Consider the following 15155-nt stretch of genomic DNA (forward strand, 5'->3'; position numbering starts at 1 on the left):
GCACAGGGGGCACCTCCATCTTGGCTTCCGAACATCCCGACACCGTCAAACTCGGCATTGTCGGCTTCGGCATCATGGGCGAGCGCCTGCTGCGCGCCGCGCTCGACCACCACGGCGCCCCACTGCGCCTGACCGGCGTCTGGGACCCCTCTCCCGAGGCCGCCGCCCGCCTCGCCTCCATTGCCCCCGAACTGCCGATGCTGGAGAGCGCGGAGGCCGTGATCGCCGGCTGCGACGGACTCTACGTGGCCGCCCCGCCCGCCGCCCACCTGCCGCTCGCCGGCGCCGCGCTCGCCGCCGGCCGCTCCGTCCTGCTGGAGAAGCCCCTCTCCCACGACACGGCGGCCGCCCGCGCCTTCGTCGCCCACGCCGAAGCGGAGGGCGCCCGCGCCGGGGTGAACTTCCCCATGGCGTCCTCCCCCGCCGTGGCCGGGCTCCGCGCCTGGATGGAATCCGGCGCCGTCGGCACCCCGCACTCCCTCTCCATCGAGGTCGCCTTCGCCACCTGGCCCCGCGCCTGGCAGCACGACGCCGCCTCCTGGCTCTCCCGCCGCGCCGAGGGCGGCTTCACGCGGGAGGTGGTCTCCCACTTCCTCTTCCTCACCCGCCGCCTGCTCGGCCCGCTGGCGCTGGAATCCGCCCGCGCCACCTACCCCGGCGAGGACCGCTCCGAGACCGCCGTGGAGGCTCGCCTCACCGCCGGCGGCATCCCCGTGACCCTTCGCGGCGGCGTCGGCACGACCGACCGCGACGACACCAACGCCTGGACCCTGCGCGGCCCCGCCGGCGCCATCCGCCTGCGGGATTGGTCGATCGCCGAGCGCGAGGGCCCGGACGGCTGGGCCACCGCCCCCGACGCCATCCCCAACGAGCGCATGCGCCCGATGGTCCTGCGCGGCCAGCTGGACAAGGTGATCGCCATGACCCGCGGCGAACCCCACACCCTGGCTACCTTGCGCGAGGCGCTGGAGGTGCAGGAGATCGTGGAGGCGGTGCTCGCGGCGGGGTAGCGGGACGCCGCGGGGCCCCGTTCCCGCCGGTCCTGGTCCTCGTTCGCGGGCCCGCTCAGCGTGACACGCGCCCGGCGCGATGCCACGGTCTGCAGACACCCGGCGGCTGCGGCCGGGCACGGAAGCGAAGGTCCGGGAAACGGACGGAATGGGAGAGGACGAGGGATGAGAAGGACGTTCCTGCGCGGCGCGGCGCTGACCGCCGCGGCCGCCGCGCTACCGGACGCGGTCCGGGCCCAGGGCACCGCGCCGGCCCCCGGCCCTTCCGCCCCGGCACCGGCCTCGGGCAAGGCTCCCCTCACCCTCTCCGACTTCGGCTCCTTCCACGTCGGGGGGCGTGACTTCGTCATCTCCGGCCAGCCGACGCGGGAGGTGCTCTTCTCCCCCGGCGGGCAGCCGGCGCGCGTCGATCCGAACGGCACCTACCTCATCGGCGGCATGTATGCCGGCTACATGATTCCCGAGCCCCGGCGCGGCCGCTTCCCGCTGCTGATGTGGCACGGCGGCGGCCTGACCGGCGTGACCTGGGAGACGACGCCGGACGGGCGCGAGGGCTGGCAGCACTTCTTCCTGCGCCGCGGCTGGCCCGTCTATGTCTCCGACGCCACGGAGCGCGGGCGCTCCGGCTGGACGATGATCCCGGAGGCGACCGGCGGCCAGCCGGTCTTCCTAACCGAGAACAACCCCTGGGAGCGCTTCCGCATCGGCGACGGCCCCCGTGAGCGCGGCACCACCCTGCCGGGCAACCAGTTTCCGTCCGATCCCGCCAGCTACCGCAGCTTCATGCGCCAGAACGTGCCGCGCTTCACCACGACGGACGAGCTGACGCTTGAGGCCTACGGCGCCCTGCTCGACCGCGTGGGCCCGAGCGTGGTGATGGTGCACAGCCAGGGCGGCTTCTTCGGCTGGCGCGCGGCGCAGGAGCGGCCGGACAAGGTGCGGGCGCTGGTGCTGGTGGAGCCGGCCGCGACCGGCGACATCGCCAGGGCCGCCGCGCTGAAGGACGTGCCGATGCTCGTCCTCTACGGCGACTACATCGAGGGCGACGCGCGCTGGCCGACGATCCGCGCCAACGGGATGCGCTTCGCCGAAGCGGTCCGCGCCGCCGGCGGCAGCGTGGACGTGGTGAACCTGCCGGAGCGCGGGATCCGCGGGAATAGCCACATGGTCATGATGGACCGCAACAGCGACGAGGTCGCGGCCCTGGTCCAGGACTGGCTCGTGGCGAAAGGGCTCTGGGCCTGATGCGCGACCTGGCGCGGGGGGTGCCCCGGCGGGGGCTCCTCGCCGGCGCGGCCCTCGCGCCACTTGCCCCCTTCCGCCCGCGGGCGGCCCGCGCCGCGGAGGCCTGGCCGCGCGGCCTCACCACCTCCCTCGTCGTGCCCTATACCCCCGGCGGCCCGACGGACGTCATGGCCCGGCTCCTCGCCACCGGCCTCGCCGAGCGCCTGGGCGGAAGCTTCGTGGTCGAGAACCGGCCGGGCGCCTCCACCACCCTCGCCGCGCGCCAGGTCACGCGCGGCCGGCCGGATGGCAGCCTGCTCTTCCTCGGCACCATCGCCACCTTCGCCAACGCGCCGCACATGTTCCGCCAGCCCGGCTACGACCCGGTGGCGGGCTTCACCCACGTCACCCTGCTGGTGGACTCGCTCTACGTGCTGGTGGCGAACCCGAAATGGGGAAGCCTGGCGGAGGTGTTGGAGGCATCGCGGCGCGGGCCCGGGGCGGTCAGCTACGCCAGCCAAGGCATTGGGACCACCGGGCATCTGCCGATGGTGGACCTGGCCGCGCGCGCCGGGGTGGAGTGGGTTCATGCCCCCTACACCGGGTCGCCCCAGGCCCTCACCGACCTCATCGCCGGGCGCACCGACCTCATGTTCGCCCTCCTCGGCGCCGCGAAGGCGAGCATCGACGAGGGCCGCGTGCGGCCGCTCGGCATCGCGCTGCCGGAGCGCTCCCCCACCCTGCCCGGCGTGCCCACCCTGGCGGAGGGAGGCTTCCCCGGCTTCGCGGCGGGCGGCTGGTTCAGCCTGCAAGCCCCGCCCGGCATGCCGGAGGCGCAGGGCGAGGCCCTGTCCGCGGCGACCGCCGCGACGATCGCAGGCCCGGCGATGCGCGACTTCCTCAACCGGAACGGGCTCATCCCCATGGAGCCCGGGCCCGGGCCGCTGCGGGCGCGGCTGGAGGCGGACCTTGCCTCGCAAGGGGAACTGATCCGGCGCGCAGGCATCCGGCCCGAGTAGACCTGCCCCGCATCTGCTTTCCCCCCGACCCGCGGGCCTTTCCGCCGGCACCCGTTCGGCGGACGGAACGTGCCGCGTTGCAGCAGAGCCATCCGGTGGCGCGTTGCCCATCCCTGGGCCGGGCAGTCGCTCCGGCGATCGTGGTGCGCCACATCAGGGGCAGTGATGAACCTTCTTCGACAGCATTCCCGAGGGCCGTCCGCGGCCCGGGTCCTGGCCTGGACGGCCGGTGCCCTTGGCGCCCTCGCCCTCGTGAACCATGTCCTCGCGGGCAGGGCGGAGCGGCGGCACCCGCCGGAGGGCCGCTTCATCGAGGTGGACGGCGTGCGCCTGCACTACAGCGACCGGGGTACCGGGCGCCCTGTCGTCCTGATCCACGGCAACATGGTGACGGGGGACGACTACGACACCAGTGGCGTGGCCGACCTGCTGCGCGCCGGCCATCGCGTCATCATCTTCGACCGTCCGGGCTTTGGGCATAGCGAACGCCCCCGCGGGCGCATGTGGACGGCCGCTGAGCAGGCCGGGCTGCTCCACGAGGCCCTGCGCCAGCTCGGCATTGAGCGGCCGGTCGTGGTCGGGCACTCCTGGGGCGCCATCGTCGCCCTCGCCTTCGCGGACCGCTACCCGACCGACACCGCCGGGCTCGTGCTGCTGTCCGGCTACTACTTCCCGACGCTCCGGCCCGATGTCCTGCTGGTCGGGATCGCCGCGATCCCCGTCCTGGGGGATGTCCTGCGCTACACCCTCTCTCCCGTCTTCGGGTGGCTGACGATGCCCCTGGTGAAGCGGGCGCTGTTCTCGCCCGCCCGCATACCCGAACGGTTCACGGAGGAATTCTCCCCCGCCATGGCGCTCCGCCCCTCCCAGCTCCGCGCAACGGCCGGCGACGGCGCCCTGATGATCCCGGGCGTCCTGGCCCTGCAGCACCGCTACGGGATGCTTTCCATGCCCGTGACCATCATCGCCGGCGATGGCGACAAGGTGGTGTTCAAGCGTTCCGCCGAGCGGCTCCACCGCAGCATCCGCGGAAGTCGCCTGCGGATCGTGAGCGGGGCCGGGCACATGGTCCATCACCTCGAAGCACGGCTGGTGGCGAAATCCATCGCGGAGATCGCGGCCGCCACCTAGGCCACCCGCCCCCGGGGACACAGCCGGCAGGCGCTGCGGCTTGCCCTCCGGCCGGAAGCCGCCCTGCGGGAAAGGGCGGCACCGGCCTTCGCGGACAGGGCATGACATGCGGGCAGGAGGGATGCGGAGGTGCCGGGGAGGGGAGAATCCCCTTCTCCTCCCCTCGGGGCATTCCCGCCCGCCCTCGCGCGGTGCTAGACGGCCGCCCTCGCCGCCCGGATCGGACCGGGGCGGCATGGACTGACCGCGCGAGTGACGGTCCGAGCGAAGAGGGCAGGCCGCGAATGGCAGGGCAGAACGGGCATCGGGGCCGGCAGAACCGCAAGCCTAAGGGGCGGCCGCTGGATGGCTGGCTGATCGTGGACAAGCCCACGGGCATGGGCTCCACGGACGTGGTCACGAAGCTCAAGCGCGCCTTCGATGCCCAGAAGGTCGGGCATGGCGGCACGCTGGACCCGCTCGCGACCGGCATCCTGCCCATTGCCTTCGGGGCTGCCACCAAGGCCGTGCCCTACGTGATGGACAGCACGAAGGTGTACCGCTTCACCCTGAAGATGGGCGACGAGCGGGATTCCGACGACGCGGACGGCAAGACCATCGCCACCTCCGACCACCGCCCGACCAACGAGCAGATTGAGGCCGCCCTGCCCGCCTTCCGCGGCGACATCATGCAGGTGCCGCCCATCTTCTCCGCCATCAAGGTGAACGGGGAGCGGGCCTACGACCTGGCGCGCGAGGGCCAGGAGATCCAGCTTCAGCCCCGCCCCGCGCGCGTGGACCGCTTCGAGCTGGTGGAGCGGGTGGACGACGACACGGCGGTGTTCCACGTGCAGTCCGGCAAGGGCGTGTACATGCGCTCCCTTGCGCGGGACCTGGCGCGGGCGGCGGGCACGGTGGGGCACATCGCGGCCCTGCGCCGGCTGCGGGTCGGACCCTTCCTGGAGGAGGCGGCGATTCCGCTGGACAGCCTGATCGTCACGGGCGATACCCCGCCCCCTTCCCCGGCGCTTCTGCTGCCGGTGACGACCGCGCTGGACGACATCCCGGCCCTGGCCGTCACCGAAGCCGAGGCCGCCCGGCTCTCCTTCGGCCAGGAACTCTCCCTGGTCGAATTCATGGGCCGGGTTCCGCAGGCAGCCAACCCCGATGGGGGCCTGGTCCGCGTGCTGTCGGGGGAGCGCCTGATGGGTCTGTGCCGCCTGGGGGAAGGGCTTCTCCGCCCCGAACGCTGGCTCACCCGCGGGTGACCCTGAAATCCCGACCTTAGGATATCCCGATGTCGATGATCACCCCTGAGCGCCGCGCCGCGCTCATCCAGGAATACGCCACCGCCCCGGGCGACACCGGCTCTCCGGAGGTCCAGGTGGCCCTGCTCACCGAGCGGATCACCTCGCTCACGGAGCACATGAAGGCCCACCCAAAGGACTTCCACTCCCGGCGCGGCCTGCTCGTGCTCGTCGGCCAGCGCCGCGGCCTTCTCGACTACACGAAGAAAAAGAGCCAGCAGCGCTACGAGACCCTGATCGGGCGCCTCGGCCTGCGCCGCTGAGGCCAGCCCGCCTTTTCTGAGGCCGATCAGGGCCGGGGGAAGCCACTTCCCCCGGCCTTTTTCGTGCGCGTGGCCCGCAGGGGCTCCGCCCCTGCACCCCGCTGGGGACCCCGGCGGGGGTCCCCAGACCCCAGCGGCTGGGCTGCCGCGGAACCCACGGGAGCCGTTGCTCCTCTCGATCGGCATTCATCCGGCCCTTGCAGTCGCCTCGGGTCATCGACCCAAGGCGCGCCGTCAGCCGGGAAAGACCAAAGCCTGGAAGAAGATGATGGTGAGGGGTCCGGGGAGAGGAAGAATTCCTTCTTCCTCTCCCCGGGACAGACCGCCCGCGCCGAGGGTGGACCCATGGCCGGTCCTTCCAGGGCTTCTGGCAGGGGCTGTGGACAAGTTGGTGGAATAGATGCGGGGCGGGGTTGGGACACCGGCGCAAGACACGGCAGCAAGGCCTTGTGGAGTCAGGGAAATGTTTGTTGCTGATGCGTATGTGGATATCGCAAAAAGCAGCTATTACAGTCACTTAGGAATCAACTTGGGTGAATCCTGGGAGTCCGGGGAACAAAGCGCGGACTCTCGGGCGAGTCCGGGGGGGTCAAGCCCTCATCCTGTGGATAAATTCTGGGAAAACTAAATCGCCCGGCGGTGTCGCCCTGCCGCCGCGGACCGTTCAGTCCGCCCTTGATCCGAAATCGGCAAGCGCCTGGAATCCTGAGGGGAAGTGTCGGGCGAGACGAAAAACCCCCGCCGGCGGACCGGCGGGGGCTCATGATGGCCAGCCTGGAAGGCGCTCAGCGCCCCAGCCCGTCCCAGAACTCCTTCACGCGGGAGAAGAAGCCCTCGCTCTCCGGGCTGGTCCGATTGTTGGCCTCCGCCTCGGCCTCGAACTGCTCCAGTAGCTCGCGCTGCTTCGCGGTCAGGTTCTGCGGGGTCTCGACGGAGACCTGCACGTACATATCCCCCCGCGCGGCGGAGCGGAGGACGGAGAAGCCCTTGCCCCGCAGGCGGAACTGGTCGCCCGCCTGGGTGCCGGTGGGGATCTGCACGCGGGCGCGGCCGCCGTCGATGCTCGGCACCTCCACGTTCCCGCCCAACGCCGCCTGCGTCATCCGCAGGGGCACGCGGATGAAGATGTTGTTCCCCTCCCGCTGGAAGATCGGGTGGGGCTTAATGCCGATATCCACATAGAGGTCGCCGGCAGGCGCCCCGCGCAGCCCGGCCTCGCCCTCTCCGGCCAGGCGGATGCGGGTGCCCTCCTCCACGCCGGCGGGGATGGTCACGTTGAGGTTGCGGTCCTTCTGGACGCGCCCGGCGCCCTGGCAGACCTTGCAGGGGTTCTTGATGGTGCGGCCCTGGCCGCCGCAGGTGGGGCAGGTGCGCTCCACCAGGAAGAAGCCGGACTGGGCGCGTACCTTGCCGGCGCCCTTGCAGGTCGGACAGCTCTCGGTCTGGGGCTTGCCGCCCTCCGCGCCCGTGCCCTGGCAGTTGTCGCAGGAAACGGAGGAGGGGACGCGGATGGTCTGCTTCGTGCCGGCGAAGGCGTCCTCGAGCGTGATCGTCACCTCGGTCCGCAGGTCGGCGCCGCGGCCGCTGTTCCCCCCGCCCCCACCGCCCCGGCGACCGCCGAGGTTGCCGAACATCTGCTCGAAGATGTCCTCGAAGCCGCCGCCCGCGAAGCCGCCGCCGAAGGGATTGCCGCCCCCCCCGCCGCCATTCTCGAAGGCGGCGTGGCCGTAGCGGTCGTAGGCGGCCCGCTTCTCGGCGTCCTTCAGGACGTCGTAGGCCTCGTTGCACTCCTTGAACTTCGCTTCCGCCGCCTTGTCCCCGGGATTGCGGTCGGGGTGGTGCTGCATCGCGAGCTTGCGGAACGCCTTCTTCAGCGCGTCCTCGTTCGCGTCGCGGGCGACGCCCAGCACCTCGTAGTAGTCACGCTTGGCCATGATGGTTCCCGTGCGGGGCGTGCGCTCGCCCTGAGGGGTTGAATACTAAGGGGGTGAATACAGGACCGGCGCCGTAAAGAGAAAGCGCCCGGCCCGCTCTCGCGATGCCGGGCGCCCCTTTTACTTCACGGCGTGGCCGTTCAGCCCTGCTTCTTCTTCGAGGGGTCGACATCCTCGAACTCGGCGTCGACCACCTTCCCGTTCGGGTTGGCGTTGCTGGGGCCGCTGGCCCCACCCCCCTCGCCCGGGGCCGCCCCGGCGCTCTCGGCCGCCTGCTGCGCCTTGTACATCGCCTCGCCGATCTTCATCGACGCGGCGGACAGGCGCTCGCCCGCGGCCTTCATCGCCTCGGGGTCGTCCCCCTCCAGCGCGGAGCGCGCGGCGGAGAGGGCGGCCTCGACCTCACCCTTCTCGGCATCGGCCAGCTTGTCGCCGTTCTCCTTCAGCGCCTTGTCCGAGGAGTGGACCAGGGCCTCCAGGTTGTTCTTCGCCTCCACCGTCTCGCGCCGGCGCTTGTCGGCCTCGGCATTCGCCTCGGCGTCCTTCACCATGCGCTCAATGTCGTTGTCGGACAGGCCGGAGCGAGCCTGGATCTTGATCTGCTGCTCCTTGCCCGTGGCCTTGTCCTTCGCGGAGACGGAGACGATGCCGTTCGCGTCGATGTCGAAGGTCACCTCCACCTGCGGCACGCCGCGCGGCGCCGGCGGGATGCCCTGCAGGTCGAAGTTGCCGAGCAGCTTGTTGTCGGCCGCCATCTCACGCTCGCCCTGGAAGACCTTGATCGTCACGGCCGTCTGGTTGTCGTCAGCGGTCGAGAAGGTCTGGGACTTCTTGGTGGGGATCGTGGTGTTGCGGTCGATCAGCCGGGTGAACACGCCGCCCAGCGTCTCGATGCCGAGGGACAGCGGGGTCACGTCGAGCAGCAGGACGTCCTTCACCTCGCCCTTCAGCACCGCGCCCTGGATGGCGGCGCCGATGGCGACCACCTCGTCCGGGTTCACGTTGCGGGCCGGCTCCTTGCCGAAGAAGGACTTCACGGCGTCGATGACCTTCGGCATGCGGGTCATGCCGCCGACCAGGATCACCTCGTCGATCTCGCCCGCCGTCAGGCCGGCATCCTTCAGCGCGTTCCGGCAGGGCTCCAGCGTGCGCTGGATCAGGTCGTCCACCAGGCTCTCCAGCTTCGCGCGGGAGAGCTGCAGCACCAGGTGCTTCGGGCCGCTCGCGTCGGCGGTGATGAAGGGCAGATTGATCTCGGTCTGCTTGGCGGAGGAGAGCTCGATCTTCGCCTTCTCGGCCGCCTCCTTCAGGCGCTGCAGGGCGAGCTTGTCGCCGCGCAGGTCGATCCCGTTCTCCTTGCGGAACTCGTCCGCCAGATAGTCGATCACCCGCTGGTCGAAGTCCTCGCCGCCGAGGAAGGTGTCGCCGTTGGTGGACTTCACCTCGAACACGCCGTCGCCGATCTCCAGCACGGAGACGTCGAAGGTGCCGCCGCCGAGGTCATAGACCGCGATCGTGCCGCCGTTCTTCTTGTCCATGCCGTAGGCGAGGGCCGCCGCCGTCGGCTCGTTGATGATGCGCAGCACCTCGAGGCCCGCGATCTTGCCGGCCTCCTTCGTGGCCTGGCGCTGGGCGTCGTTGAAGTAGGCGGGGACGGTGATGACGGCCTGCGTCACCTTGTCGCCGAGATAGGCCTCCGCCGTCTCCTTCATCTTGCCGAGCACGTAGGCGCTGATCTGCTGCGGCGCCTGCTTCTGCCCGCCGCCCTCGACCCAGGCGTCGCCATTGTCGGCGCGCGCGATCTTGTAGGGGACGAGGGAGACGTCCTTCTGCACCATCGGGTCATCGAAGCGGCGGCCGATCAGGCGCTTCACGGCGTAGAGCGTGTCGGTCGGGTTGGTCACCGCCTGGCGCTTGGCGGCCTGGCCGACAAGGCGCTCGCCATTCTTGGCGAAGGCGACCATAGAGGGGGTGGTCCGGGCGCCCTCGGCGTTCTCGATGACCTTCGTCTCGCCGCCTTCCATGATGGCGACGCAGGAATTGGTGGTGCCGAGGTCGATACCGATGACCTTGCTCATCCGTCACTCCTTTTCGCGGCGGCCGGGGCACGGCCCGTCATCAGGCACCGTGCGCGGCCCCATTTTCAATCGGATGGGGGTTGGAAAACGGGCCTGAGCCCGTCGGACCACGATGTATTCAGGGGGGGGCGGCGGGACAAGACCCCGTGGCCGCGGATTCTCGGGGACTCCGCCCCCGGAACCCCCGCGAGGGGAAGAAGGAATTCTTCCCCCTCGACCCCCATCATCATCTTCTTCGAATTGGTGCCAGGGGAACCTCTCCCGCGCCGAAGGTCACCGCCCCTCGGCGAACCGCAAGCCGTGCATCCCGCGGCAGCCCCCCAGAAAAAGATGAGGGTGGGGGTCCAGGGGGAGGGAGAATCCCTTCTCCCTCCCCTTGGGGCCGCTCTCAGGCGTCCTCCGCCCTGATCCCCGCCGCCGGCACCACGGCGGCGAAGCGCTCCACCGTGCTCCGCAGCAGGGCGGCGAACTCCTCCGGCCCGGCACCGGCCGGCTCGAAGCCGAGGGAGGCCAGGCGCTCCCGCAGGGTGGCATCCTCCAGCGCCGTGCGGCCGGCGGCGTGCAGGCGGGCCAGGGCGGCGGGCGGCGTGGCGGCGGGGGCGAGGACGCCCATCCAGGTTGTCACGTCGAAGCCGGGCGCCACGGTTTCCGCGACCGTCGGCACCTCCGGCACGGCGGCCGCTCGGGTGGCGGAGGTGACGGCGAGGCCGATCAGCCGGCCCTCCCGGATGTGGGGCACCACCATGCCGAGGGTGACGAGGGAGGCGTCCACGGTGCCCGCCAGAAGGTCCGCGATGGCGGGGCCGCCGCCGCGGTAGGGCACGGGCTCGGCCCGGCCGCCCACGGCCCCGTCGAACAGGGCGCTGGCGAAGTGGTGGGCGGTGCCGAGGCCGGGCAGGGCGATGTTGGGGCGCCGCGCCGGGTCCCGCACCCGCGCCGCGTAGTCGGTGACCGTCCGGAAGCCGGACCTCGGGTGGGTGACGATGACGTGGGGGGAGCTGGCGGCCAGGAGCACGGGGGCGAGCTGCGGCAGGACGGGCGCGGCGCCCGGGGCGGGCAGGGCCTCCACCGCGGCCAGGGTGTCGTTGGTGACCAGCAGGGTCGCGCCGTCGCCCGCGGCCCGCGCGACCGTGCCGTTGCCGATGCGGGAGGAGGCGCCGCCGACGTTCTCGATCACCACGGGCTGGCCGAGCGCGGCGGCGAGGGCCACGGCGAAGGGCCGCGCGAAGACGTCCACCCCGCCGCCGGGCGGGAAGGGCACCACGGCCCGCACCGGGCGCCCTGGCGCCTGGGCGCGAAGGGCGGCCGGGGCGGCGAGGAGGGGCAGCGCGGCGATCAGCGCGCGACGTGTGGGGTGGGGCATGGCGGCCTGCCTTCGTGTCCGGGTAGCGGGACGTCATCGCCAGCCCTGTGGTGAGAAGTGGATTACCTTATCCACGCATTCGTCAAGTTAATCCTCCCGATAAGCACTTTGGTTGATCGTTGATCATCTCTCCGAGGGGGTGGTTCCGCGGCGCCCGGATTTGCCGGACAATCCCGCCATGCCCACCGACGACGACCCCGAGGCCCGGCTGAAGCGCCTGGCGAACTCCGCCACCCGCGCCGAGACAGCTTTCGCCGGGGGGCAGGATGGCGGCCGGATGGTCTGGCACGAATGGGGATCCGGGCGCCCGGCGGTGCTGCTGCACGGCGGCGCCGGATCCTGGCGGCACTGGGCGCGCAACGTCGAGGCGCTCTCGGCCCGCCGCCGCCTGCATGTGCCGGACCTGCCGGGGTTGGGGGAATCCGACCTTCCGCCGCCGGGCACGGACCTGGCCGGCCTCGCCGACCTCGTCGCGGCGGGGATCGGGGCGCGGCTCGGCGGCGCGCCCTACGACCTCGTCGGCTTCTCCTTCGGGGCGACGATCGCGGGGCATGTGGCCGCCCGGCACGGGGCGGGGGTGCTCTCCCTCACGGTCCTTGGCGCCGGGTCGCTCGGGCTGCCGCGCCGGCCCATTCCTCTCGTCTCCGTGCGCGAGCGCCAGGGGGAGGACCGGATGGCGGCGCATCGGGAGAACCTGGCCCGGCTGATGATCCACGACCCCGCCCGGATCGATGCCGAGGCCCTGGCGATCCAGGCCTGGAACAGCGATCACGCCCGCTACCGCAGCCGCAACGTGGTCCAGCCGGATTCCCTGCGGCAGGCGCTGGACGGGGTCCGGGCCCCGCTTTCCGTGATCTACGGCGAGCACGACGCGATCGTCGTGCCCGACCTGGCCGGGCGGATCGGCTTCTTCCGGGACCGGGGCGTGGAGCCCCTGGTCGTCCCGGGCGCCGGCCACTGGGTGGCCTTCGAGGCGCCGGGGCCCGTGAACGCGGCGCTGAGCGCGGCACTGCTGGCCTGAGGGGCGCGCCCCTCCCCCGCATCCCTGCCCCGCGCGCCCGTGACTGGCCTTCGCGGGGGCCGCGCCGCACCATGGCCCGCCATGCCCGCCCCGCCCGACGAGACATCCCGCACCCGGCGGCTGATCACGCTCTACGGCCTGACGGCCTTCACCACCTCCCTCTCCGCCCGCAGCCTGGACCCGATCCTGCCGGAGATCGCGCGGGACTTCGCGGCGGCCACGGACTCGGTGGCGCTGCTCGCCTCCGCCTTCGCCCTGCCCTACGCGCTGGTGCAGCCCTTTCTCGGGCCGGTGGGGGACGCGCTGGGCAAGCGGCGGATCATCGCCCTGGCCACGCTGCTCACCGGCCTGGCCCTCGTCGCCTGCGCCCTCTCCCCCTCCCTCGGGCTGCTCTTCGCCTTCCGCGCCCTCGCGGGGGCGGCGGCGGGGGGCATCTACCCCCTGGTCATCGCCACCTTCGGGGACCGGGTGCCCCAGGAATCGCGCCAGGTGGCGCTCAGCCGGCTGCTGGCCTTCTCCACGGCCGGGCAGATCGCGGGCGGGGTGGTCTCCGGCCTCGTCCACGGCTTCGTGGACTGGCGCGGGATCATCGGCGGCGGGGCAGTGGCGGTGCTGGCCATGGGGCTGGTGCTGTGGCGGGACATCCGGCGGGAGCCGGACCCGGCCCCCGGCCACCTGGACGCCGGCTCGGCCGCCCGGCGCTATGGGGAGATCCTGCGGTTGGGCGCAGCCCGGCGCGTCTACGCCGCGGTGGCGACAGAAGGCCTCTTCGTCTTCGGCCTCTTCCCCTACCTCGCGGCGCTGATCGCGGGCTGGGGGCTGGGCGGGGCGGTGCAGGCGGGGCTGGCCATCGGGGCCTTCGGCGCCTCCGGCGTCGCCTACACCTTCCTGGCCGGGCCCATGCTGGCGCGGCTGGGCCTCTCGGCCATGCAGCGCGTGGCGGGGCTGGTGGTGGCCGCGGGCTTCCTGCTCGTCGCCTGTGGCGGCTGGTGGGCGGGGCTGGGCGTGCTGCCCGTGGTGCTGGGCATGTTCGCCATGGGGCTGGGCTACTTCACCATGCACAACTCCCTGCAGATGCGGGTGACGGAGATCGCGCCGCGCGCCCGCGGCTCCGCGGTGGCGCTGCACGCCTTCTCCTTCTTCGTGGGGCAGTCCCTCGGGCCGCTCCTCTTCGGCGCGCTGCTCGGCGGGTTTGGGGCCACGTGGGCGCTGGCGGTCAGCGGGGCGGCCATGCTGGCGCTCGGCCTTGGCCTCTCCCGCATCATGCCGGGGAAGGCGCGGTAACCGCCTGACACGATCGGCGTGGTAACCCCGCGACACGATCGGCGCGGTAACCCCGCGACACGATCCTTGATTTCGACGCCCCCGCGGCTTTGGGCTAAGGGGGCGCCCATGGCGCAAGACCCCTCTTCTCTCCCCCCCATCGGGCTGTTCGACGTGAAGGCCCAGCAGGCGCTGATCCGGCCGGAGATCGACCGCCGCATCGCCGCCGTGCTGGACTCCGGCCGCTTCGTGCAGGGGCCGGAGGTGGAGGAGGTGGAGCGCGCGCTGGCCGCCTTCGCCGGTGCCGGCCACTGTGTCGGCGTCTCCTCCGGCACGGACGCGCTGCAGATCGCGATGATGGCGGAGGGGATCGGGCGCGGCGACGCCGTGTTCCTGCCCGCCTTCACCTACACCGCGACGGCCGAGGTGCCGCTGGTGCTCGGCGCCACGCCGGTCTTCGTGGACGTGGACCCCCAGACCTTCAACATCGACATCGCCGACCTGAAGCGCCGCGTCGCGCTGGTGAAGGCGGAAGGGAAGCTCCGCCCCCGCGCCGTGGTGGGCGTGGACCTCTTCGGCCTTCCCGCCGATTGGCCGGCGATCGAGGCGATCTGCGCCGAGGAGGGGATGTTCGCCCTCGACGACGCCGCGCAGGCCTTCGGCGGCGCGCTGAACGGAAAGCGGCTGGGGAACTGGGGCGGCGCCGCCGCCCTCTCCTTCTACCCGACCAAGACGCTGGGCTGTTACGGCGACGGCGGCGCGCTGCTGACGAACGACGCGGAGAAGGCGGAACTCTACCGGTCGCTGCGCACGCACGGTGAGGGCAAGACCCGCTACGAGGTGATGCGCACCGGCATGAACGGCCGCCTGGACACGATCCAGGCGGCCATCCTGCTGTGCAAGCTGCCGCTGCTGGAGAGCGAGCTGACGTCCCGCGCCCGCACCGCCGCCGCCTACGACGCCGCGCTGGGCGGAGTGGTGCAGACCCCCGCGAGGCCGGCGGGCACCGAGAGCGCCTACGGCCTCTACTCCATCTCCCTCGCCGACGAGGCGCAGCGCACCCGCGTGCAGGAGGCCTGCAAGGCCCGCGGCGTGCCGACGGCGGTGTACTACCCGCTGCCGCTGCACCATCAGCCCGCCTATCGCGAGGCCCACGCCGCCGGAATTGCCGGGGTGCCGCCGCTGCCGGTCAGCGAGGCGCTGTGCAAGCGCATCCTGGCCCTGCCGATGCACCCCTACCTGGACGACGTGCAGGTGGCGCGGGTGACGGAAGCGGTGCTGGCGGGGGTCTGACGCGCGGCAAGGGCCGCGCCGCGGCGGATGGCGTCATCCGCGATGGGCGAATGATCGGCGCGGACTGCGGATGGCCGAGCGCATCAAAGGCGCGGCGCGTGGTGGCCCCAAGGGAGGGGAGAAGGAATTCTCCCCTCCCTTGGAACCCACCCCTCATCTTCTTCTGAAGGGCTGCCGCGGGATGCGGGGGCTTGCGGTTCGCCGAGGGCCGATGACCCTCGGCGCGGGACAGGTCTCGCCGGCGCCAGCCTGAGGAATGGGATGATGGGG

General features: G+C 72.1%; 12 protein-coding genes. 9 read left to right on the top strand and 3 right to left on the bottom strand.

Going from position 1 to position 15155, the window contains the following annotated elements:
- Positions 1–20 precede the first annotated feature (20 nt).
- From VQH23_RS07140 to rpsO, 6 genes are all read left to right on the top strand, one after another.
- Positions 21–1010, top strand: coding sequence for a Gfo/Idh/MocA family oxidoreductase (locus tag VQH23_RS07140; RefSeq protein WP_338664939.1), 990 nt, complete (start codon positions 21–23; stop codon positions 1008–1010).
- 165 nt (positions 1011–1175) lie between these two features.
- Complete coding sequence (locus VQH23_RS07145) at positions 1176–2255, top strand: alpha/beta fold hydrolase (RefSeq protein ID WP_338664940.1); 1080 nt, start codon at positions 1176–1178, stop codon at positions 2253–2255.
- Positions 2255–3253 (top strand): tripartite tricarboxylate transporter substrate binding protein, encoded by a 999-nt coding sequence (locus VQH23_RS07150; RefSeq protein WP_338664941.1) that lies wholly within the window; start codon positions 2255–2257, stop codon positions 3251–3253. Before VQH23_RS07145 ends, VQH23_RS07150 begins: the two co-directional genes overlap by 1 nt.
- A 165-nt stretch (positions 3254–3418) precedes the next feature.
- Positions 3419–4384 (top strand): alpha/beta hydrolase, encoded by a 966-nt coding sequence (locus tag VQH23_RS07155; RefSeq protein ID WP_338664942.1) that lies wholly within the window; start codon positions 3419–3421, stop codon positions 4382–4384.
- A gap of 284 nt (positions 4385–4668) precedes the next feature.
- Positions 4669–5631, top strand: coding sequence for a tRNA pseudouridine(55) synthase TruB (truB, locus tag VQH23_RS07160; RefSeq protein ID WP_338664943.1), 963 nt, complete (start codon positions 4669–4671; stop codon positions 5629–5631).
- 29 nt (positions 5632–5660) lie between these two features.
- Positions 5661–5933: a 30S ribosomal protein S15 gene (gene rpsO, locus VQH23_RS07165; RefSeq protein ID WP_338664944.1), complete on the top strand. Its 273-nt coding sequence runs from the start codon at positions 5661–5663 to the stop codon at positions 5931–5933.
- A gap of 785 nt (positions 5934–6718) precedes the next feature.
- Here the strand turns inward: rpsO and dnaJ are convergent.
- The 3 genes from dnaJ to VQH23_RS07180 all read right to left on the bottom strand — a co-directional run bounded on the left by dnaJ (position 6719) and on the right by VQH23_RS07180 (position 11308).
- Positions 6719–7867, bottom strand: coding sequence for a molecular chaperone DnaJ (dnaJ, locus tag VQH23_RS07170; protein WP_338664945.1), 1149 nt, complete (start codon positions 7865–7867; stop codon positions 6719–6721).
- Between the two features lie 140 nt (positions 7868–8007).
- A complete protein-coding gene (gene dnaK / locus VQH23_RS07175; RefSeq protein ID WP_338664946.1) occupies positions 8008–9945 on the bottom strand; it encodes a molecular chaperone DnaK in 1938 nt (645 codons plus the stop codon).
- Positions 9946–10333: 388 nt separating this feature from the next.
- The gene (locus tag VQH23_RS07180; protein WP_338664947.1) at positions 10334–11308 is read right to left on the bottom strand and encodes a tripartite tricarboxylate transporter substrate-binding protein; all 975 of its coding nucleotides are present in this window, start codon (positions 11306–11308) and stop codon (positions 10334–10336) included.
- Positions 11309–11486: 178 nt separating this feature from the next.
- On the opposite strand from VQH23_RS07180, the gene VQH23_RS07185 reads away from it, so the two are divergent.
- The 3 genes from VQH23_RS07185 (at position 11487) to VQH23_RS07195 (ending at position 14885) form a co-directional block, all read left to right on the top strand.
- On the top strand, positions 11487–12329 hold the full coding sequence (locus tag VQH23_RS07185) for an alpha/beta fold hydrolase (RefSeq protein ID WP_338664948.1): 843 nt from the start codon (positions 11487–11489) through the stop codon (positions 12327–12329).
- Positions 12330–12410: 81 nt separating this feature from the next.
- A complete protein-coding gene (locus VQH23_RS07190) occupies positions 12411–13613 on the top strand; it encodes an MFS transporter (RefSeq protein ID WP_338664949.1) in 1203 nt (400 codons plus the stop codon).
- Between the two features lie 108 nt (positions 13614–13721).
- The gene (locus tag VQH23_RS07195; RefSeq protein WP_338664950.1) at positions 13722–14885 is read left to right on the top strand and encodes a DegT/DnrJ/EryC1/StrS family aminotransferase; all 1164 of its coding nucleotides are present in this window, start codon (positions 13722–13724) and stop codon (positions 14883–14885) included.
- Positions 14886–15155: the final 270 nt, after the last annotated feature.

This window comes from Pararoseomonas sp. SCSIO 73927 (assembly GCF_037040815.1).
Taxonomy (GTDB): domain Bacteria; phylum Pseudomonadota; class Alphaproteobacteria; order Acetobacterales; family Acetobacteraceae; genus Roseomonas.